The 19,439-nt window shown below is 69.6% G+C and carries 16 protein-coding genes; 7 read left to right on the top strand and 9 right to left on the bottom strand.

The genetic code is table 11. The features are described from left to right. Positions 1-8 precede the first annotated feature (8 nt). From glk to pyk, 3 genes are all read left to right on the top strand, one after another. Positions 9-998, top strand: a complete 990-nt coding sequence (glk, locus tag G3M57_RS20120; RefSeq protein ID WP_056761475.1) for a glucokinase — start codon at positions 9-11, stop codon at positions 996-998. Positions 999-1,129: 131 nt separating this feature from the next. Next, the gene (locus tag G3M57_RS20115; RefSeq protein WP_056761478.1) at positions 1,130-2,146 is read left to right on the top strand and encodes a LacI family DNA-binding transcriptional regulator; all 1,017 of its coding nucleotides are present in this window, start codon (positions 1,130-1,132) and stop codon (positions 2,144-2,146) included. A gap of 254 nt (positions 2,147-2,400) precedes the next feature. Then, positions 2,401-3,834: a pyruvate kinase gene (gene pyk, locus G3M57_RS20110; protein ID WP_163232612.1), complete on the top strand. Its 1,434-nt coding sequence runs from the start codon at positions 2,401-2,403 to the stop codon at positions 3,832-3,834. 8 nt (positions 3,835-3,842) lie between these two features. Here the strand turns inward: pyk and G3M57_RS20105 are convergent, their stop codons facing one another. The 5 genes from G3M57_RS20105 to G3M57_RS20085 form a co-directional block, all read right to left on the bottom strand. After that, the gene (locus G3M57_RS20105) at positions 3,843-4,538 is read right to left on the bottom strand and encodes a Crp/Fnr family transcriptional regulator (protein ID WP_082564757.1); all 696 of its coding nucleotides are present in this window, start codon (positions 4,536-4,538) and stop codon (positions 3,843-3,845) included. 343 nt (positions 4,539-4,881) lie between these two features. Then, on the bottom strand, positions 4,882-5,382 hold the full coding sequence (locus tag G3M57_RS20100) for a pyridoxamine 5'-phosphate oxidase family protein (protein ID WP_163232610.1): 501 nt from the start codon (positions 5,380-5,382) through the stop codon (positions 4,882-4,884). Positions 5,383-5,579: 197 nt separating this feature from the next. Further along, complete coding sequence (locus G3M57_RS20095) at positions 5,580-6,713, bottom strand: acyl-CoA dehydrogenase family protein (protein WP_163232608.1); 1,134 nt, start codon at positions 6,711-6,713, stop codon at positions 5,580-5,582. 1 nt (position 6,714) lies between these two features. Continuing rightward, entirely contained in the window at positions 6,715-7,323 is a 609-nt protein-coding gene (locus G3M57_RS20090) for a 2-hydroxychromene-2-carboxylate isomerase (protein WP_163232606.1), read from the bottom strand. Between the two features lie 15 nt (positions 7,324-7,338). After that, the gene (locus G3M57_RS20085; RefSeq protein ID WP_163232604.1) at positions 7,339-8,547 is read right to left on the bottom strand and encodes an acyl-CoA dehydrogenase family protein; all 1,209 of its coding nucleotides are present in this window, start codon (positions 8,545-8,547) and stop codon (positions 7,339-7,341) included. Positions 8,548-8,739: 192 nt separating this feature from the next. Between G3M57_RS20085 and G3M57_RS20080 the strand changes: the two genes are divergently transcribed. Further along, complete coding sequence (locus tag G3M57_RS20080) at positions 8,740-10,413, top strand: phosphatidylglycerol lysyltransferase domain-containing protein (protein WP_056761498.1); 1,674 nt, start codon at positions 8,740-8,742, stop codon at positions 10,411-10,413. Here the strand turns inward: G3M57_RS20080 and G3M57_RS20075 are convergent. Continuing rightward, the gene (locus G3M57_RS20075; RefSeq protein WP_056761501.1) at positions 10,373-10,585 is read right to left on the bottom strand and encodes a hypothetical protein; all 213 of its coding nucleotides are present in this window, start codon (positions 10,583-10,585) and stop codon (positions 10,373-10,375) included. The genes G3M57_RS20080 and G3M57_RS20075 overlap by 41 nt on opposite strands. Before the next feature lie 213 nt (positions 10,586-10,798). Between G3M57_RS20075 and G3M57_RS20070 the strand changes: the two genes are divergently transcribed. Beyond that, complete coding sequence (locus G3M57_RS20070) at positions 10,799-13,819, top strand: SEL1-like repeat protein (RefSeq protein ID WP_163232602.1); 3,021 nt, start codon at positions 10,799-10,801, stop codon at positions 13,817-13,819. A gap of 190 nt (positions 13,820-14,009) precedes the next feature. Continuing rightward, positions 14,010-14,489, top strand: coding sequence for a DUF3429 domain-containing protein (locus G3M57_RS20065; protein WP_056761506.1), 480 nt, complete (start codon positions 14,010-14,012; stop codon positions 14,487-14,489). 6 nt (positions 14,490-14,495) lie between these two features. On the opposite strand, the gene G3M57_RS20060 is transcribed toward G3M57_RS20065, so the two are convergent. From G3M57_RS20060 to G3M57_RS20050, 3 genes are all read right to left on the bottom strand, one after another. Further along, complete coding sequence (locus G3M57_RS20060; RefSeq protein WP_163232600.1) at positions 14,496-14,963, bottom strand: hypothetical protein; 468 nt, start codon at positions 14,961-14,963, stop codon at positions 14,496-14,498. 69 nt (positions 14,964-15,032) lie between these two features. Beyond that, the gene (gene pdeM / locus G3M57_RS20055) at positions 15,033-15,737 is read right to left on the bottom strand and encodes a ligase-associated DNA damage response endonuclease PdeM (protein WP_163233813.1); all 705 of its coding nucleotides are present in this window, start codon (positions 15,735-15,737) and stop codon (positions 15,033-15,035) included. Positions 15,738-15,762: 25 nt separating this feature from the next. Then, complete coding sequence (locus G3M57_RS20050; protein ID WP_163232598.1) at positions 15,763-18,324, bottom strand: ligase-associated DNA damage response DEXH box helicase; 2,562 nt, start codon at positions 18,322-18,324, stop codon at positions 15,763-15,765. Positions 18,325-18,445: 121 nt separating this feature from the next. Between G3M57_RS20050 and G3M57_RS20045 the strand changes: the two genes are divergently transcribed. After that, positions 18,446-19,408: a tetratricopeptide repeat protein gene (locus tag G3M57_RS20045; RefSeq protein ID WP_163232596.1), complete on the top strand. Its 963-nt coding sequence runs from the start codon at positions 18,446-18,448 to the stop codon at positions 19,406-19,408. The last annotated feature ends 31 nt before the right edge of the window (positions 19,409-19,439 follow it).

Below are 19,439 nucleotides of genomic sequence, written 5' to 3'. Positions count from 1 at the left end.
TGACGGATATGAGCGGCTTGAACTCCATCGGACTAGGCCTGGTCGGCGACATCGGCGGAACCAACGCGCGGTTCGCCCTGGTCGATTTCGATGGGGCCGACCCCAAGCTGATCGAGCCGACCTCGTACAAGGGCGAGGACTACGGCCAGGCCGAGGACGCCGTCGAGGCCTATCTGGACAAGATGGGCGTGCGCCATCCCGACCAGGCGGTGGTCGCGGTCGCCGGTCCGATCGAGCATGGCGCGGTGCAGTTCACCAACAGCGACTGGAAGCTGTCGGAGGACAGCCTGCGCCGGGCCGGCGGCTTCCGCACCGCCAAGCTGATCAATGACTTCACCGCCCAGGCCCTGGCCGCCCCGCGCCTGGCGCCCAAGGACTTGCGCCAGATCGGTCCGCTGCAGACCTCGGGCGAGGGCGACCTGGCGATCATCGGCCCGGGCACCGGCTTCGGCGCGGCGGGCATGGTGCGCCGGCACGGCGTCGAGACGCCCCTGACCACCGAGGGCGGCCATATCGCCTTCGCCCCGTTCGACGAGACCGAGGTCGAGATCCTCCGCATCCTGATGAAGCGGTTCGGCCGCTGCTCGATCGAGCGGATCCTGTCGGGCCCCGGCATGGAGGACCTGCACCTCATCCTGGCCGAGGTGGAAGGCCGCAAGACCGACGAACTGACCGCCAAGCAGATCACCGAGCACGGCGTGGCCGGCGACGAATGCTGCAAGGTCACGATCGACCGCTTCTGCGCCATCCTCGGCTCGGCGGCCGGCGACCTGGCCATGGCGCTGGGCGCCAGGGGCGGGGTGTTCATCGCCGGCGGTATCGCGCCGCGGATCATCGACCTGCTGGAAAAGGGCCAGTTCCGCGAACGATTCGAATCGAAGGGCCGGCTCAGCGACTACACCCGCGCCATCCCGACCCACGTGGTGATGAACCCGCACACGGCCCTGATCGGCGCGGCGGTGGCCATGACTCCGGACGGCAAGGCGGCCATTTCTTAGGGCTTTCGGCTCGGCGGCGCCTGTTCCGATCCCTCAAGGCGAGATTTCCACTGGAAGTGGGCTCGCCTTGACAAGGTTGTCATGCCTTTATTGCGTCGCTTGTCGATTTCCGACGCTTCGCGAGGCCGGTCTTGAGTTCCAAGGTTACGATCCACGAGGTCGCCCGCCTGTCGGGGGTGTCGATCAAGACCGTTTCGCGGGTGCTGAACCGCGAGCCGAACGTGAAGACCGACACCCGCACGCGCGTGCAGGAAGCCGTCGCGGCCCTGAACTACCGGCCGAACATCTCGGCCCGCAGTCTGGCGGGGTCGAAGGCCTATCTGATCGGCGTGTTCTTCGACAACCCCAGCCCCGCCTATGTCACCGACGTGCAGCTGGGGGCGATCGCCCGCTGTCGCGAGGAGGGCTACCACCTAATCGTCGAGCCGCTCGACTCCGAGGGCGACGTCGCCGCCCAGGTGGAGCCGATGCTGCACACCCTGCGCATGGACGGAGTGATCCTGACGCCGCCGGTCTGCGACAACGTCGCGGTGCTGGACGTGCTGGAAGCGGAGGGCGTGCCCTATGTGCGGCTGTCGCCCGACCAGGACCAGGATCGTTCGGCCCACGTTCGCATGGACGACGTGCGCGCCGCCTACGAGATGACCGCCCACCTGATCGGCCTGGGCCATACCGACATCGGCTTCATCAAGGGGCACCCCGAGCACGGCGCCTCGCACCTTCGGTACGAAGGCTACGTGACGGCGATGAAGGAGCACGGTCACGCCGTGCGCGAAGATCGCGTCGAGCAGGGTTGGTTCTCGTTCCGCTCGGGCTTCGAGGCGGCCGAACGGCTGCTGGACCGCATCGACCGCCCGACGGCGGTCTTCGCCTCCAACGACGACATGGCCTTGGGCGTGATGGCGGTGGCCAATCGCCTGCGTCTCGAAGTGCCCCAGACCCTGTCGGTGGCCGGGTTCGACGACACCCCTGGGGCCAAGGTTGTCTGGCCGCAGCTGACCACCGTGCGCCAGCCGATCCAGGCCATGGCGGCGGCGGCGGCCGATCTGCTGCTGACCGGGGCGACCCGGACGGAAGGCGAGGCGCCGCCGTCGCGCCTGCTGGACTTCGAACTGGTGGTCCGCGAGTCCACCGGGCCGATCGGCTAGGATTCAGGTTTCTCTGATCCGAAGCTCGCGTCAGGCGTTCGGAATCCCAAGGCCTTTCGCGCCCATTTTTCCGATGGAGGTGGAAAGGCTTCGGCGTTGACGCTAAGTCAGCAATGGCGAATCCAGGCCCGGGGCGCTAGACAACGTTGTCAGGCGGGAAATTCGGGAATGACGTTCGCCAAAAGCAAATCCTTTCTGCTGTGCGGTATGTATTGCCGCATTGCAGCATTTTCTAGCCTCTCCGGAGCAGGTTCATGATCCGCGCGCGCCGCTCCCGCATCGTCGCCACCATCGGCCCGGCCAGCAGCTCGCCGGAGATGATCGTCACCCTCGCCAGGGCCGGGGCCGACGTCTTCCGCCTGAACTTCAGCCACGGCAGCCACGACAACCACGCCGCCGCCTACAACGCCATTCGCGCGGCCGAGGCGGTGGTCGGGCGGCCGCTGGGCATCCTGGCCGATCTGCAGGGGCCGAAGCTGCGCGTGGGCAAGTTCGCCGAGGGGCCGGTGATGCTGAAGGCCGGCCAGGCCTTCCGGTTCGACAATGACCCGACGCCGGGCGACGCGACGCGCGTGCACCTGCCCCACCCGGAGATCCTGGTGGCCATGCGCCCGGGCGCGACCCTGTTGCTGGACGACGGCAAGCTGCGGATGACCGTGACCGATGCCGGTCCCGGCTACGCCAACACCACGGTGGTCAACGGCGGCAAGCTGTCGGAGCGCAAGGGCGTGGCCGTGCCGGACGTGGTGATCCCGATGTCGCCGCTGACGCCGAAGGACCGCGAGGACCTGGCCTTCGCCCTGCGCCTGGGCGTCGACTGGATCGCCCTGTCGTTCGTCCAGGCCCCCGAAGACATGGCCGAGCTGCGGCGCATCGTCGAAGGCCGCGCCGCCGTCCTGGCCAAGATCGAGAAGCCCCAGGCGCTGGAAGTGCTGGGCCCGATCCTCGACCTCTGCGACGGCGTGATGGTGGCCCGCGGCGACCTAGGCGTCGAGATGGCTCCCGAAGAGGTGCCGGTGGCTCAGAAGGTCATCCTGCGCGCCGCCCGCGAGCGCGGCATCCCCGTGATCGTCGCCACCCAGATGCTGGAATCCATGACCAGCTCGCCGACCCCGACCCGGGCCGAGGCCTCGGACGTCGCCAACGCCGTCTACGAGGGCGCGGACGCGGTCATGCTGTCGGCCGAGAGCGCCGCTGGCGACTATCCGGAAGAGGCGGTGACGATGATGAGCCGCATCATCGAGCGGGTGGAACGCGACCCGCGCTGGCCCGAGCTGATGCAGGCCGAACAGCCGCACAACGACGAAGACGCCGACGTCCTGGTCGTGGCCGCCGCCCAGGCCGCCAAGGCCGGCTCGACCAAGTGCCTGGTGGCCTTCACCACCACCGGCGCCACCGCCCGCCGCCTGTCGCGCGAGCGTCCGCTGCAGCCGGTGCTGGCCCTGTCGCCGCGCGTCGAGGCCGTGCGCCGCATGTGCCTGGTCTGGGGCGTGGAGGCCCGCGTCAGCGGCCAGCCCGACAGCCTGGAGGTCGTCACTTCCGACGCCGTCGCCAAGGCCGTCGAACTGAACCTGGTCGGCCCGGGCGAGCGCGTGCTGATCGTCGCCGGCACGCCGTTCGGCGCGCCGGGGGCGGCCAACCTGCTGCGCCTGGCCCACGCGCCGTTCCCGACCCGCAAGCGTCGCTAGATAGGCCTTCAGCCGAACGGAAGCGGCAGCAGGCGCTCGTAGCCGCGCCGCACGGCGGCGTAGCACTCGCAGGTGATGGCCTCCAGGCCGGCGCGGTCGAGAATGTCGACCACGCCCCGGCGATAGCGGATGAGGCCCTTGGCCTGCAGCGAACCGGCCACGGCCGTGACCGTGGTGCGCTGGACGCCCAGCATGTCGGCCAGGAATTCCTGGGTCAGGCTGATGGTGTCGCCTTCGATGCGATCGCGGCACGACAGCAGCCAGCGGCAGAACCGGGCCTCGACGCCGTGCAGGGCGTTGCAGGCGACCGACTGGATCGCATGACCGAATAGCGCCTCGTTATGGCGATCAACCAGGTCGCGCAGGGCGGAGCTGCGGGTCCAGGCGTCATGCAGGGCCGAGACGCTGATCCGCGAGGCCTGCCCGGAGGTCTGGATGATGGCCCGCACCAGCGACTGGCGCGGCGCCACCGCGGCCATCAAGCCCAAGGCGCCTTCGCGGCCGATCGGCGCGGACTCGATGGCCGCCCCGTTCTCCATCAGGGTCATCAGCGAGATGACGCAATCATGCGGGAAATAGATGGCCTCGATCGGATCGCCCGGATCGTACAGATGACGGCCCTTTTCCAGCTCCTGCTGGACGAGGTGGGGCGCGATCAGGCCGAAATCCTCCGTCGGCAGGGCGGCAAGCAGACGATTTTTCAAGGTGGCGGCGGCCCCGTCGAACGAATCGACCATCGGTAGGCGGAAGGGATTTGAAATCTAGGTTGGAAGTCGCCGCCGCGCTGTCGAGTAGTCGACACAGATGTGATGCGCCAAGAGCCTTCAAAACTAAGTTGGTCGCCTATCCGACGGTACGGGAATAGTTGGGAGCTCGTCGCCGTCCCGTCTCTCTTGTCGTCCTGAGTACATTACCGCTCGCTTATCGAAGCGTCGCCATTCCGCCAACCGACGGAAGCCGAGACTTTCGACGGACCAGCTTCGCCAAGCCATCAGCAGCCATCGCTTGATGAGACTTCATGCGCCCGCCTCGCCGGCGCACCGCCGTCTAGGCCAGCTTGACGTGGGCCTTGTCGCCCAGGTCGGGCGGGCTGTCGGTCAGGTTGGCCTTGGCCACCTCCCAGGCGAAGCGCACTGGGCCGCCCTTGGAGATCCACAGTTCGGCGTCCCGGACATCCAGCCGCAGCAGAGTCAGGGCCGGATCGTCCTTGCCGTCCGGAAACCAGGCGGCGACGATCGGATTCCAGTACTTGTCGATGCGGGTGGTGTCGCGGGCGGTGGACAGAACGCCGCCGATGCAGGCCTGGAACTCCTGGTCCTTGGACTGGACGATCAGCATGGCCTCGGCCCCGCCGCTGGCGTTCTTGGCGAGGTCGGTGTCGTCCCTGGTGAAGAACCAGACCTGGCCGCCCTCCGGCTCGGCGAAAGCGGTCATCGGCTGGAAATGCTGGTGAGCGTTCATCAGGCCCAGCATGCCGAACCGCGCGTCGTCCAGCTCCTTCCAGAGGCGTTTCTCGACGGCGGCCTTGTCGTTGGGATCGGTGCTCATGGCGGGTCTTCCTTCTCGCTGGGGAGGAGGGGAGAACTGGTCTGAGCGAGGGCGGTTCCTAGAGCGAAGGTTGGAGCATCGAGCGTCCTTCGAGGCCCGCTGCGCGGACTCCTCGGGACGAGGAATTCAACAGCAGCTCACCTTCCTCATCCTGAGGTGCGAGCCGCAGGCGAAGCCTCGAAGGACGCAAGGCGCCTTTAGAAGCCCGACAGCCTGGCGTACCGATCCCGGTGGAACGAGGCCGAGCCGAACAGAGCCTCGGCCACGCGGGCCCGCTTCATGTAGAGGCCGGCGTCGTGGGCGTCGGTCATGCCGATGCCGCCATGCATCTGGACCATCTCGTTGGAGGCCAGGTGCAGCACTTCGCTGGCCTTGCCCTTGGCCAGGGAGGCCAGCAGCCGGGTGTCGGAGCCGGCGTCGGCGGCCTCCAGGGCGGCCTCGACGCAGGAGCGGGTGGTCTCCAGGTCCGTGAACAGCTTGGCCGCGCGGTGCTGCAGGGCCTGGAACGTGCCGATCACCTGACCGAACTGGGTGCGGGTCTTGATGTAGTCCAGGGTGATCTCGAAGGCGGCGGTCGCCGCGCCCAGCATTTCGGCGGCCAGACCGGCATAGGCGCGGTCGAGCACCGGCTCAAGGATCGCCCAGCCCTTGTCGACCTCGCCCAGCACCGCGTCGGCGCCGACCTGCACGCCGTCGAAAGCGATCCTGGCCGCGCCGCGGCTGTCGATCAGGGCCAGGTGGGTGCGGGTCACGCCGGGGGTGTCGCCCGGGACCAGGAACAGGGTGATCCCGTCGCCGTCGCCGGCCGCGCCCGAGGTGCGGGCGGCGACCACCAGCAGGTCGGCCGCGTCGCCGTCGAGGACGAAGGTCTTGGTTCCGCTGAGCACGAAGCCGGCGCCGGACGTCTTCGCCGACAGGGCGGTGTTCAGCGGCGCATGGTGCGCGCCTTCGTCGACCGCCAGGGTCGCGACGGCTTCGCCGGCGGCGATCTTCGGAAGCCACGCGGCCTTCTGGATGTCCGAACCGCCCAGGACCAAGGCCGAGGCCGCGACCAAGGCGGTGGAGAGCAGGGGCGAGGCCACCAGGTTGCGGCCGGTCTCCTCCAGGATCAGGCCGAGACCCAGATAGCCGAAGGCCGAGCCGTCGTGTTCCTCCGGCACGATCACCCCGGCCCAGCCCATGGCGCCCATTTCGCTCCACGCTGCTGGGTCGAAGCTCTGCTTCGAGCCGCCGTCGCGCAGCTTGCGCAGGGCACCGACCGGGGCGCTGTCCTGCGTCCAGCCCTTGGCGGCGTCGCGCAGCATGGTCTGTTCTTCGGTCAGGACGGCCATGTCAGGCTTGCTCCAGAGTTTGGTGGCGGACGGCCCAGTCGAGGGCCTGCTCAAGACGGTCGTTGCCCCAGAAGAGCTCGCCGTCGGCGGTGACGAAGCTGGGCGCGCCGAACAGGCCGCGCTCCTGCGCCTGGCGGACGTGCGCCTTCAGGCGGCTCTTGACGGGATCGGTCGCGGCGGCGGCCAGCACCGCGTCCGGCGCCGCGCCGACCGAGGCGATCAGCGGGGCCAGCACCTCGGCCTGTGAGATGTCCTGGTCGTCGACGAAATTGGCCTGGTAGACGGCGCGGCTGAAGGCCGGGGTCCAGCCGTCCTCCAGTCCGCAGATCGCCACGCGGGCGGCCAGCAGCCCGTTGCGCGGGAACTGGCTGGGATGGACCAGCGGCAGGCCTTCCAGGTCGCAGACCCGCTGCAGGTCGCGCCACATGTAGTCGCCCTTGACCGGGAAGGCGTTGAACGGGCTGTCGTTCAGTCCCTGCTGCTCGTGGAACAGCGGCCCCAGCAGGAAGGGACGCCACGCCACGGTCACGCCAGCCGACTGCGCCAGGCGCTCGACGCGCATGGCGGCGGGATAGTAGGTGGAGCCGAACTCGTACCAGAACTCGATCATGGTTCCTCGGCGCCCTTACTGGTGATCCAGCAAGCCTAGCACCCGCTTGGCGACGACGTTGAGATTGACCTCGCTGGTGCCGCCCTCGATCGAGTTGCCCTTGGCGCGCAGCATGGCGCGCGGCGCGGCCAGCTCGTCCCTGGTGAAGCCTTCGCCCTCCCAACCCAGGCCCTGCAGGCCCAGGGTCTCGACCAGCAGCTCGGTGCGCTCCTGGTTCATCTTGGCGGCGGCGTACTTGATGATCGAGACGGCGGCGCTGGGGCCCGAGCCTTGTTTGGACTCGGCTTCCGCCCGGCGCACGGTCAGCATGAAGGCGTGGGCGTCCATGCGGTGGTGGGCGATGCGGGCCCGCAGGTCGCCGTCGGCCAGCTTGCCGGACGCGTCGACGCCGACCTCCGTCTTGGCCGCCTCCACCAGGTCCAGCCCGCCGCCACCGCCGAAGCCCGAGGCCGAGATGTTCTGGCGCTCGTACTGGAGCAGGCGCTTGGCGATGTCCCAGCCGCCGTTGACCTTGCCGACCAGCTGGTCCTTGGGGACCTTCACATTGTCGAAGAAGGTCTCGCAGAACGGCGAGGAGCCGCTGATCAGCTTGATCGGCCGAGCCTCGACGCCGGGCGAGGCCATGTCGAACAGCACGAACGAGATGCCCTCGTGCTTCTTGGTGGTGTCGGTGCGCACCAGGCAGAAGATCCAGTCGGCCTGGTCGGCGTAGCTGGTCCACACCTTCTGGCCGTTGATCAGCCAGTGGTCGCCCCTGTCCTCGCACTTGGTCTGCAGGCTGGCCAGGTCCGAGCCCGCGCCCGGCTCGCTGTAGCCCTGGCACCAGCGGGTTTCGCCGCGCACGATCTGCGGCAGGAAGCGCTGCTTCTGTTCCTCGGTGGCGTATTCCAGCAGCACCGGACCCAGCATCCAGACGCCGAAGCTCATCAGGGCCGGACGAGCCTTCAGGCGACGCAGCTCCTGCTCCAGCACCTTGTTCTCGGCCTTGGACAGGCCGCCGCCGCCATATTGCTTGGGCCACATCGGCGCGGTCCAGCCGCGCTCGGCCATGCGGTCCAGCCACAGCTTGGCGTCCGGGTTCTTCCATTGGAACCGCTTGCCGCCCCAGGGCGCGTCGTCCTCGCTCATCGGCGCGTTCAGCGATGGTGGGTAGTTGGTCTCCAGCCAGGCCCGCGTGTCGGCCCGGAAAGCCTCCAGATCGCCGCCGCCGCCGAAATCCGCCATGGCTGTTCTCCCTACCCGCATCGTTTCGCGACGCTTATGGGCGTCGTCGGGCGGCAGACTACGCCATGGAACGGCGGGGGCAAGCTGATTCAAACGATCGTTCGTCACGCGACGGGCGCCCGCTGGGGACAAGCCGCGCTATAGAGGATCGCGATGACGTGTCCCGCCGGGATTCGCCGATCAGGGGTCTAGATGTCCGCGCCGCAACTGAGGCCTGCCTTCCTCGCCGTCGCGCCGACGCTGTCGGCCATCCTGGCGGCCTGCGCCGGGATCCTGCTGCTGGCCTCGGGCGCGACCCCGTCCGAGCCGACCCGCTTCGCGATCTGGGTGGCGGTGGCCCCGGGGCCGCTGATCGAGGTCAGCCACTTCGTCTCCTCGATCCTGGGCTTGATGCTGGTCCTGCTGGCCTTCGGCCTGCGCGCGCGCCTGGACGCGGCCTGGTGGGCGGCGCTGTTCACCCTGGCCGGCGGGGCGATCCTGGCGCTGTTCAAGGGGCTGAACTGGGAAGAGACGGTCATCCTGACGGCCATCATGCTGGCCATGTTGCCGTTCCACGAGGCCTTTCCCCGCAAGGCGGCCCTGTCGCGGATGGAGATCACGCCCGGCTGGCTGCTGTCGGCCGCCGCGGCCCTGGTCGGGGTGGCGCTGTGCGGCTGGTGGACCTTCGCCCACACCGAATATGCCGACCAGTCGGTGATGAAGACGATCGGCGACCGGGAAGTGGCCCGCGCCATCCGCTCGTCGGCCGCCGCCGCCATCGTGCTGATGGCCATCGGCGTCTGGCGGCTGATCGCCACCCCGGCCACGCCGCCGGTGGTCGACGACACCGACCCGGAGTTCGACCGGGTCCGCGCCATCCTGGCCAAGGCCGAGAACGCCGAGCCGCCGTCGAACCTGGCCCTGCTGGGCGACAAGCGCTTCCTGTTCTCGGCCTCCGGCGAGAGTTTCCTGATGTTCGGCGTGCGCGGCCGCTCGTGGATCGCCATGGGGCCGCCGGTCGGGCGCGACGACGAGCGCATGGAGCTGTTCTGGCGGTTCCGCGAGCTGGCCGACGCCCACGCCGCCCGCGCCGGCTTCTACGCCCTGGGCCCTGCCGACCTGCCCGACAGCGTCGACCTGGGCCTGGCCATCCAGAAGACGGGTGAAAGCGCCGCCGTGCCGCTGGAGGCGTTCTCCCTCGCCGGCCGCCGCCGTGAGGTCCTGCGCCGCAACTGGCGCAAGGCCGGGGAGGGCGGGGCGGCCTTCGAGGTTCTGCCAGCCGACCAGGTCCACACGGTCATGCCGCAGTTGAAGGCGATCTCCGACGCCTGGCTGGCCCACCACGCCGGCGGCGAGAAGAGCTTTTCGATGGGCGGCTTCGACGAGCGCTACGTGGCCGAGTTCCCGGTGGCCCTGGTGCGGGTCGAGGACCGGATCGTGGCCTTCGCCACCCTGTGGACCACGGCCAACAAGGTCTCGTTCTCGATGGACCTGATGCGCTATTCCGATGACGCGCCCAAGAACGTCATGGACTACCTGTTCGTCGAGTTGCTGGGCTGGGGCAAGGAGCAGGGCTACCAGGCGTTCGAGTTCGGCGTCGCGCCGCTGGCCGGTCTGGAAGACCGTCCGCTGGCGCCGATCATGTCGCGCGTGGGCCGCCTGCTCTACGAGCGCGGCGAGGAAATCTACAATTTCCAGGGCGTTCGCCGCTACAAGGACAAGTACGATCCGGTCTGGCAGCCGCGCTACATTGCCGCGCCTCACAAGTGGGCGATCCCCTTTCTGCTTGCCGATATCGGCCTGCTGTCGTCCGGCGGCGTCTCCGGCCTGACCAAAAGGCCGCGACCTAGTAGCGCGGGTCGCCCGTCTTCATCCCCAGCAGGTTGAGGATATGGGCCGCCATCAGCAGGGCCACGACGGCGCCGGCCACCATCAACGGCCGCCACGGCACCATGCGCGGACCCTTTAGAACATTGATCGGACGCGCGCCGCGCCAGCCGCAGAAGACGGCGAACAGCAGGGCGGCCACAGCGATGGCGAGGGTCGTCGGGAGGTCCATGCGCCTCTCATGGCCTGCGACAATCGGCCGTGCAAATAGTTAACGTTCATTAACCACAAGGAGCCGAATCTTAGGTACACACGTTAGGAAGGTGCGCCTGTTAACCATCCACAGTTAATCTTGACCATTGCTATATGTAGCGGTTTTGGTCGCGTTTACACGCTAGGAATCGGTGACTAGCGTTGGTTCCCAGGTGCAGAGGGAACGATTCGCATGACGGCCGCGGCGCCATGGAGCGTTAAGGGGATAGACCCCAAGGCACGGGAGGTCGCTAAGGACCTCGCGCGTCGCTCCGGCATGACCCTGGGCGAATGGCTCAATCGCATGATCATCGAGGGCGAGGGCTTCGACGCCGCGTCGCTCGAGGCGTTCGGCGAGCCTAGCCGCCCCTCCCTGGCCGTCAACAACGACCGCGCCAATCCTTCCTATTACGAGACCGCCCGCGGCGGCGCGCCCTCGCGCATCGAAGCCCGCGAGCATCCCGCCGACGAGGTCGGCCGGGTGGCCGTGGCCCTGGATCGCCTGACCGACCGCATCGAGGCGGCCGAGAAGCGTTCGGCCCAGGCCATTTCCGGCATCGACGAGTCCGTGCGCGGCGCGCTGCAGCGTCTGGTCGCCGCCGAGCGCGAGCAGGTCGCCGTGGCCGCCCGCTTCGAGGGCGTGGCCGACGAGATCAAGTCCGAGCAGACCCGCGCCGCCGAACGGCTGCGCCGCATCGAGGCCGAAGCGGCCGGCCCGCGCTCGGCCGAAGCGCTCCGGGCGCTGGAAGGCGCCTTGGGCAAGGTCGCCGGCCACCTCTATGAAGGCGAGGCCCGCACCCGCGAGACGATCGCCCAGCTGGAACAGCGCCTGGACGCCCAGGCCGGTGCCGGCGTCGGCGATCCCTCGGCCCTGGTCGAAGAGGTCGTGGCCCGCCTGGGCCAGCGCCTGGAAGCCGCCGAGGCCCGCACGTCCGAGGCCCTGCAGGCCCTCAACACCTCGTTCAGCGCCCTGGACGGCCGTCTGCGGACCGTCGAGAGCAGCAACCCGGGCGAGGGCGTCCAGAAGCGTCTCGACGACCTGGCCGGCAGCCTGACGCAGCGCATGGAAGCCGCTCGGCTGGAAATGGCCGCCAAGCTGCGCGAATCCGCCGACGGCCGCTTCGACCGCATGGAGCGCAAGCTGGGCGAGATGACCGCCCACGTGCAGGCCGCCGAGCAACGCTCGGCCCAGGCCATCGAGCGCATGGGCCGCGAGGTGGTCGGCATGGCCGACGCCCTGAACCGCCGCGTCCAGACCTCGGAAGCCCGCAACACCGCCGCCATCGAGCAGGTCGCCGCCAGCATCGACCAGAAGCTGAACCGCGCCGACAGCGTCCAGGCCCAGGCGCTGGAGAAGCTGGGCGCCGAGATCGCCCGGATCACCGAGAAACTGGCCGAGCGGATCAGCAACGCCGAACGCCGCAACGCCCTGGCCATCGACGACGTCGGCGACCAGGTGACCCGCGTCACCGATCGCCTGAACCAGCGTCACGAACGCACCTCGCAGGAACTGGTCGACCGCATCCGCCAGAGCGAGGAGCGCACCGCTCGCCTGCTGGAGGAAGCGCGCGAGAAGATCGACACCAAGCTGGCCGAGGCCCAGCGCCGCGCCGCCGAACAGGTCGTCGCCGTCCCGGCCCCGCCGCCCGCGCGCCCGGCCCCGTCGCCGTTCGACGACGGCGAGCGTTTCTCGTTTGGCGGCGAGGCCGTTCCCGAAGACGTCTTCCACCAGCCGGCGCCCTTCATCCCGCCGCACGCCCCAGTCTCGACGCCCGCTCGCACCGCCGCGCCGGTCGTCTTCGACGTCCCTGTGTTCGAAGCGCCGGCCTTCCCGGCCAGCGAACCGCCGGCGCTGGAGTTCGGCGACGAGGATTTCGAGGCCGCCGACGGCTTCGTTTCGACGCTGGAGCCAGAAACGGCGTTCGAGCCGACGGCCGATGATGACGGCGACTTCTCGGCCCCCGACTTCTCGGCCCCCGAGTTCGCGAACTCCGACTTCGCCGCGCCGGAGGAGCCGGTCGCGCCGTCGCGTCCGCTGTCGACCCGCGAGGTGATCGAGCAGGCCCGCGCCGCCGCCCGGCAGGCCGCCCTCTCTGGCGACGCCAAGGGCAAGGACAAGGCGAAGAAGACCGGAACCTCGCTGTTCGCCGGCTTCGGCGCCAAGAAATCGGAAAAGAAGGCCAAGAAGGGCGCGGTAAAGACCGCCTTGATGGTCTCGGCCACCGCCGCCTTCATGGGCGTGGGGGCGGCCGGCTATATCATGAGCTCGGCCCATGGTTCGGGCGCGCTGCCTGAGCGCGTGGCCCAGGGGCTGTCGAACAGGACGACCGGCGAGATCCGCGCCGCCGAGGCCGACACCAGCCCGACCGGCGCCCGCGCCGCAGTGGCGCTGACCTCCCAGGCTCCCGTCGAGGCGACCACGATCTCGACCGAAGGCGCGCTGGTCGCGGCCACGCCGCCCGGCGAGAACGCCCAGGCCCTCTATGATGACGGCGTGCGCCGCATCGAGGCCAAGGACCGCACCGGCCTGGACAGCCTGCGCAAGGCCGCCAATCTGGGCCTGCCGCGCGCCCAGTTCTACCTAGCCAAGATGTACGAGGTCGGCGAGGGCGGGGTGAAGAAGGACCTGGTCGAGGCCCGCCGCTGGACCGAGCGCGCCGCCACGGCCGGCGAACCTCGCGCCATGCACAATCTGGCCCTCTACTACTACAAGGGCGAAGGCGGCGAGCGGAACTCGACCAAGGCCGCCAGCTGGTTCCGCAAGGCGTCGGACCTGGGCCTGGTCGACAGCCAGTTCAACCTGGCCCAGCTCTATGAAGGCGGCTGGGGCGTCAGCCAGAACCCCACCGAGGCCTACAAGTGGTACCTGATTGCCGCGCGGTCGGGCGACACGGCTTCCCGCGCCCGGGCCGCCGCCCTGCGCGCCCAACTGACCGCCGAGGGCCAGCGGATCGCCGAGCGTTCGGCCAGCGGCTTCCGCTCGCAAGCCGCCGCCCCCGTGCAAGCGGTCGCCTCGGCCGCCGCGCCCAGCGCGGGCCTGGCCACCGCCCAGCGCGCCCTGTCCAAGCTGGGCTACTACCAGGGTCCGCAGGACGGCGTGACCTCGCCGGCCCTGCAGATGGCCATCGCCGCCTACCAGCGCGACCAGAACCTGCAGCCTTCCGGCGCGCTGGACGGCGATACCCTGAGCCGCCTGTCGACCTGGGCCCGCTGATCCCGACGGCCTGTTTCGCCCCTGAAGCTGGATTTCCGAAACCTTTTTGGACGAGCATCCCAGGGTGCTCGTCCACAAGCTGTGTCCTGTGGCCAAATATCGTCCGTGGACCTATGGGCAGACCTCGGTAATAGTCGGTCCCTTCCGGGGGGAAGGGCGTGCGTCGGCATTCACGCCCGAAGGAGTAGGCATGGCGTTCGAAGCAGCAGCGGCCGATCATCCGCAGGATCGCGTGCCGGTTCCTCTGGCCGTATGGGTCTGCGGCCTGGCGACCCTGGTTCCGTTCGTGGTCTGCTCGGCGCTGTTCTGCTACGGCCCGATCGACATGCGCCAGGTGGCGCTGATCAGCCTGCTGGCCTATTCGACGGCCATGATGTCGTACCTGGGGGGCATACGCTGCGGCCTGGAGATCGAGCGCGCCCGCCCGCGCTGGATCACCCTGGGCCTGTCGCTGCTGTTTCCCCTGGCCGGCTTTGGCCTGTTGCTGGGCGGCCTGAAGTTCGAGCCGGCCTGGCAGCTTTCCGGCTTTCTGCTGGTCTTCATCCTCCAATGGCTGTGGGACGTGACCAACCACGAGGGGCCGGCCTGGCGCCCGCGCCTTCGCACCCTGCTGACCTCAGGCGCGGCCATCTCGCTGGCCTTCGCCCTGGAGCAGGCCCTCCACCTGTAGGAACGCCTACTGGGTGACGGCTACCGTTTCTGTGGCCGCCGCGTTCACCGCCGTGCCCGTGACGACGTCGGCCACCGGCGCCTGGACCGCGACCACGGCCGCACTGGCCTCCGATTTCGGCGCGTTGATCAGCGGCGTCGCCTCGTTGAGCGGATCGGACACGCAGGCGGCGGCCACCTGCTTGCTCAGCTTTTCCGCCTTGCTGTCCTGCTTCATGCCCAGGGCCGCCGAGGCCACGGTGCCGGCCAGCGGCACGACGGCGTTGCCGCCCACCTTCAACGCCTTCTTCACCAGGCCGGGCTCTTCGTAGTCGATCGCCTTGGCGCGCAGGGCCTTGCAAGCCTCGGTGTCGTACTTCGGGTCCTTGGCGTCGAGCTTGGCCACGGTCTTGACTGGGGCTTCTCCGGCCAGGGCGGCCGCGGGCGCGCCCGACAGGACCAGAACGGCGCCGACGCCGATCAGGATCGGTCGCATGACGATACTCCTTCCAACGTCCCGGGGATCAAACGCCCAGGCGGGAAGGGTGATCCGTCCCGCCAGGCCTCAGTCCGGACGCAGCGACTTCCAGCCGACCGCGTGCACTCGACGGGGGCCCAGGGCGGCGGCCAGGGCTGGGCCGCCGAACAGGGGGGCGAAGGCCTGGTCCAGGATGTTCAATCCGCCGGTGAAGGCCCCGAAGGCCGGCAGCACCAGGCGCGCGCCGTCGGTGACGAAGCAGCGCCGACGGATCGTGGCCCGGCCGCTGGTCACCCTGGCCGCCGGATGCAGGTGGCCGGCCACTTCGCCGGGCTGGGCGCCGGGCAGGGGCTCGTGGCGGAAGGTCAGGCCGGCGATCGCCGCCTCGTCGACCACGTCGCCGGGCAGGGCGCGGGGGCCGTCCTCGTCGTGGTTGCCCACCGCCCAGATCAGCTGGCGACCCACGGCCAGGGCGGCGATGCGGGCCCGGTCCTCGCCCGGCAGCCGATCCTCGCCGGCCCCGTCGTGGAAGCTGTCGCCCAGGAACACCAGGGTGGCGGGCGACAGGGCGGCCAACTCGTGCTCCAGCCGGTCGAGGGTCTCGCGGGTGTCGTAGGGCGGCAGCATCTGGCCGAAGCGCGCGGCGTAGCTGCTGCCCTTCTCGAAGTGCAGGTCGGCCACCACCATCGTGCGCTCGGTTTCCAGCCATAGCGCTCCGGAGTGGCGCAGCACCGCGCGCGCGCCCGCGATCTCGAGCCGCAGGCCGCCGCAATCGCCGATCTGGAACGCCAGGCTGGTCACGCCGCACACACTCTCATCAAGCCATCGCCTCGGCGATCAGGTCTTCCTCGGCCTCGGCCAGGATCATTTCGCCGGCCGCGTCGCCCGGCGCGCGCTCGCGGCCGATCTCCAGCATAATCGGCACGGCGATCGGCGACACGCGGTCCAGCGCCGCATGGCGGATGCGGCCCTGGACCCGCGCCAGCATCTCACCCAGCCGCGCCACGTCCAGCGATCCGGTCGCCGCGTCGGCGCGGGCGCAGCGCAGCAGCAGGTGGTCGGGCTGGTGGCGGCGCAGGACGTCATAGATCAGGTCGGTCGAGAACGTCACCTGGCGGCCGGACTTCTCCTGCCCCGGATGGCGGCGCTCGATCAGGCCCGAGATCAGGGCGCAGGCCTTGAAGGCCCGCTTCATCAGGAAGCTCTCGGCCAGCCAGGCCTCCAGGTCGTCGCCCAGCATGTCCTGGGCGAACAGCTCGTCCAGGTCCAGGGCGTCCATAGGTTTCAGCGCCCAGATGTTGACCGCGTAGTCGTTGGCCACGAAGCCCAGCGGGCCGATGCCCAGCCGGTCCAGTCGCCGGGTCAGCAGCATGGCCAGGGTGGTGTGGGCCAGGCGGCCCTCGAACGGATAGCAGACCAGGTGGAAGCGCTTGCCGTGCGGGAAGGTCTCCAGCAGCATCTCGTCGCGCTCGGGGATGATCGAGCGGAGCTTCTGGTGGCCTAGCCATTCCTGGACGTCCGGGGGCAGGGCGGGCCATTCGGCCTCGTCGTGCATCATCGCCCGCACGCGGCCGGCCAGATAGGTCGACAGCGGGAACTTCGATCCGCCCCAGCTGGGCAGCATCGGATCCTTGTCCGGCGCCGGGCTGACGAAGGCGTCGGCCCCGACCAGGCTGTTGAATCGCCACACTTGGCCCGCGAAGATGAAGGTGTCGCCCGGCTTCATCTGCTCGAAGAAGCCTTCCTCGGCTTCGCCGACCTTCCTGCCGCCCATCGGTCGCTTGCCGCCGCCGATCCGCACGTTGATCATGGCCGGCGAGACGATGGCCCCGACGTTCATCCGGTGGGCCAGCACCGCCTGGGCGTTTCGGGCCCGCCAGAGGCCGTCCTGGCCCGGGACGATGCGGCGGAACTTGTCGTAGGTGCGAAGCGCGTAGCCGCCGGTCGAGACGAAATCGACGACGGTCTCGAAATCCTCCCACGACAGGTCGGCATAGGGGCCGGCGGTGCGGACCTCGTCATAGAGGTCGGTCAGGGCGAAGGGCTCGGAACAGGCGCAGCCCATAATGTGCTGGGCCAGGGTGTCCAGCGTGCCGATCCGGGCCGGCTCGCCGTCCAGGTGGCCGCCCAGGATGGCGTCGGCGGCGGCGCGGCACTCCAGGTATTCGAAGCGGTTGGCCGGGGCCAGGATGGCGCGCGAGGGCTCGTCCAGGCGGTGGTTGGCGCGGCCGATCCGCTGGACCATCCGCGAGGCGCCCTTCGGCGCGGCCAGCTGGATCACCAGGTCGACGTCGCCCCAGTCGATGCCCATGTCCAGAGTCGAGGTGCAGACCACGGCGCGGATCGCGCCGCGCGCCATGGCGGCCTCGACCTTGCGCCGCTGCTCGGCCGCCAGGCTGCCATGGTGCAGGGCGATGGCCAGGCCGTCGTCGTTCAGCTTCCACAGCTCCTGGAAGGCAAATTCCGCTTGAAAGCGCGTGTTGACGAAGACCAGGGCGGTCTTGGCCCCTTTGATGATCTCGTAGATCTCGGCCATGGCGTGCTCGGCCGTGTGGCCGGCCCACGGCACGCGGCCGCCGGAGACCAGCACCTCGACGATCGGCTGCGCGCCGCCGGAGCCGAGAACCAGGTCCACATCCTTTGCTCCCCTCCCCCTTGTGGGGAGGGGTTGGGGGTGGGGGGCGGCCGGCAGGGCGGCAGACGCCGTGAGCGCGGTTCCCCCACCCCCTGCCCCCTCCCCACAAGGGGGAGGGGAAGAGTTATGGCCCAACCACCGCCGCACCAGGTCCGGGTCGTCCACCGTCGCCGACAGGCCCACCCGGCGCATCCGCGGCGCGAACAGCTGCAGCCGCGCCAGGCCCAGCGCCAGCAGGTCGCCGCGCTTGGTTGGCCACATCGCGTGGGCCTCGTCGATGATCACGCAGGACAGGTCGGCGAAATAGGTGCGCGCGCCCTCCCAGGCGCAGAACAGCGCCAATTGCTCGGGCGTGGTCAGCAGAATGTCGGGCGGCCGCAGGCGCTGGCGCTGCTTGCGGGCCTCGCCGGTGTCGCCGGTGCGGCTCTCGGCGACGATGTTCAGGCCCATCTCGCGGATCGGCGTGGCCAGGTTGCGCTCGATGTCGACCGCCAGAGCCTTCAGCGGCGAGATGTAGAGGGTGTGCACCCCGGCCGGGGTGTTGCGCGGCGGGCGTTCGGCCAGCTCGATCAGGCTGGGCAGGAAGCCCGCCAGGGTCTTGCCGCCGCCGGTCGGGGCGATCAGCAGGGCGTCGCGGCCCTGCCGGCCCTTTTCGACCATGGCCAGCTGGTGCGGACGCGGCGCCCAGCCGCGCAAGGCGAACCACTGCTGAAAGCGGGGAGGAAGGGCGGTCGCCTCGGCCATTGACCGGCCTATAGCATGTTCCCGTTCCGTTTCCATGCGTCAACCTGTCTAAGTCCGGCCTTTTGACAAGGATGGTAGGCGGGGCTACCCGAAGGACAGGATCGCGAGGGGCGTGGCGCGCATGGGACGGATGGCTCGGAACGGCCTTGCAGGCTTGGCCTTGGCGGCGATGCTGGCGGTTGGTGCGCCGTCCCTGGCCGCGTCCGCCGCGCCGAAGGCCCCGGCGCGGGCCGAACTGCTGCGCCGCGCGCAGGCCGGCGACGTCGGCGCCTACGACCTGTTGGCCGACAGCTATCTGAACGCCAAGGGCGACCAGCGCGACGTCGAGGCCGCGGTGCGTTGGCTGAACGCCGGAGTCAAGGCCGGCGACACCGGCTGCATGATCGCCCTGGGCAACCTCTATTTCGTCGGCGAGGACCTGGACCAGGACGAGGCCAAGGCGCTGTCGCTGTACAAGGCCGCCGCCGCCAAGGGCGACGCCCTGGGCGCCTACAACGCCGGCCTGGTCTACGAGACCAGCGCCGAGGACCTGACCCAGGCCCTGGGCTGGTACTGGCGCGCCGCGGCGGGCGGCGACGAGGGCGGGATGTACAAGCTGGCCCTGGCCTATCAGCTGGGACGCGGCGTGACCGCCGACGAGACCCGGGCGGTCGCCTGGATGCGCAAGGCCGCCGCCGCCGGCTCGGTCGACGCGATCAACGACCTGGGCACCTACGCCCTGCAGGGCTACGGCATGCCGGTCGACGAGGGGCGGGCGCTGGCGCTCTATGTGGAGGCGGCCCAGCGCGGTTCGGCGGTGGCCCTGGCCAATGTCGCCGCCGCCTATCAGAACGGCGAGGGCGTCGACGTCGACCTCGAAAAGGCCCTGCGCCTTTATGTCCTCTCGGCCCGGGCCGGCAATTCGACGGCCTATTACGCGCTGGGCCAGATGTACGAGGATGGCGAAGGCGTGAAGGCCAGCCTGGCCAAGGCGGCGCAGCTCTATCGGATGGCCGCCGAGAGCGACGACCAGGAGGTGGCGCAAGCCGCGTCGGACGCCGCCGAGCGCCTCGAAGGCGGTTCCTCGGAAACCCCGATCGCCTGACGTTTCCGTTCGCATTTTGTTTCGGGCTCCG

Source organism: Caulobacter rhizosphaerae (assembly GCF_010977555.1).
Classification (GTDB): Bacteria; Pseudomonadota; Alphaproteobacteria; order Caulobacterales; family Caulobacteraceae; genus Caulobacter; species Caulobacter rhizosphaerae.
This window is presented reverse-complemented; position numbering and strand designations above follow the sequence as displayed.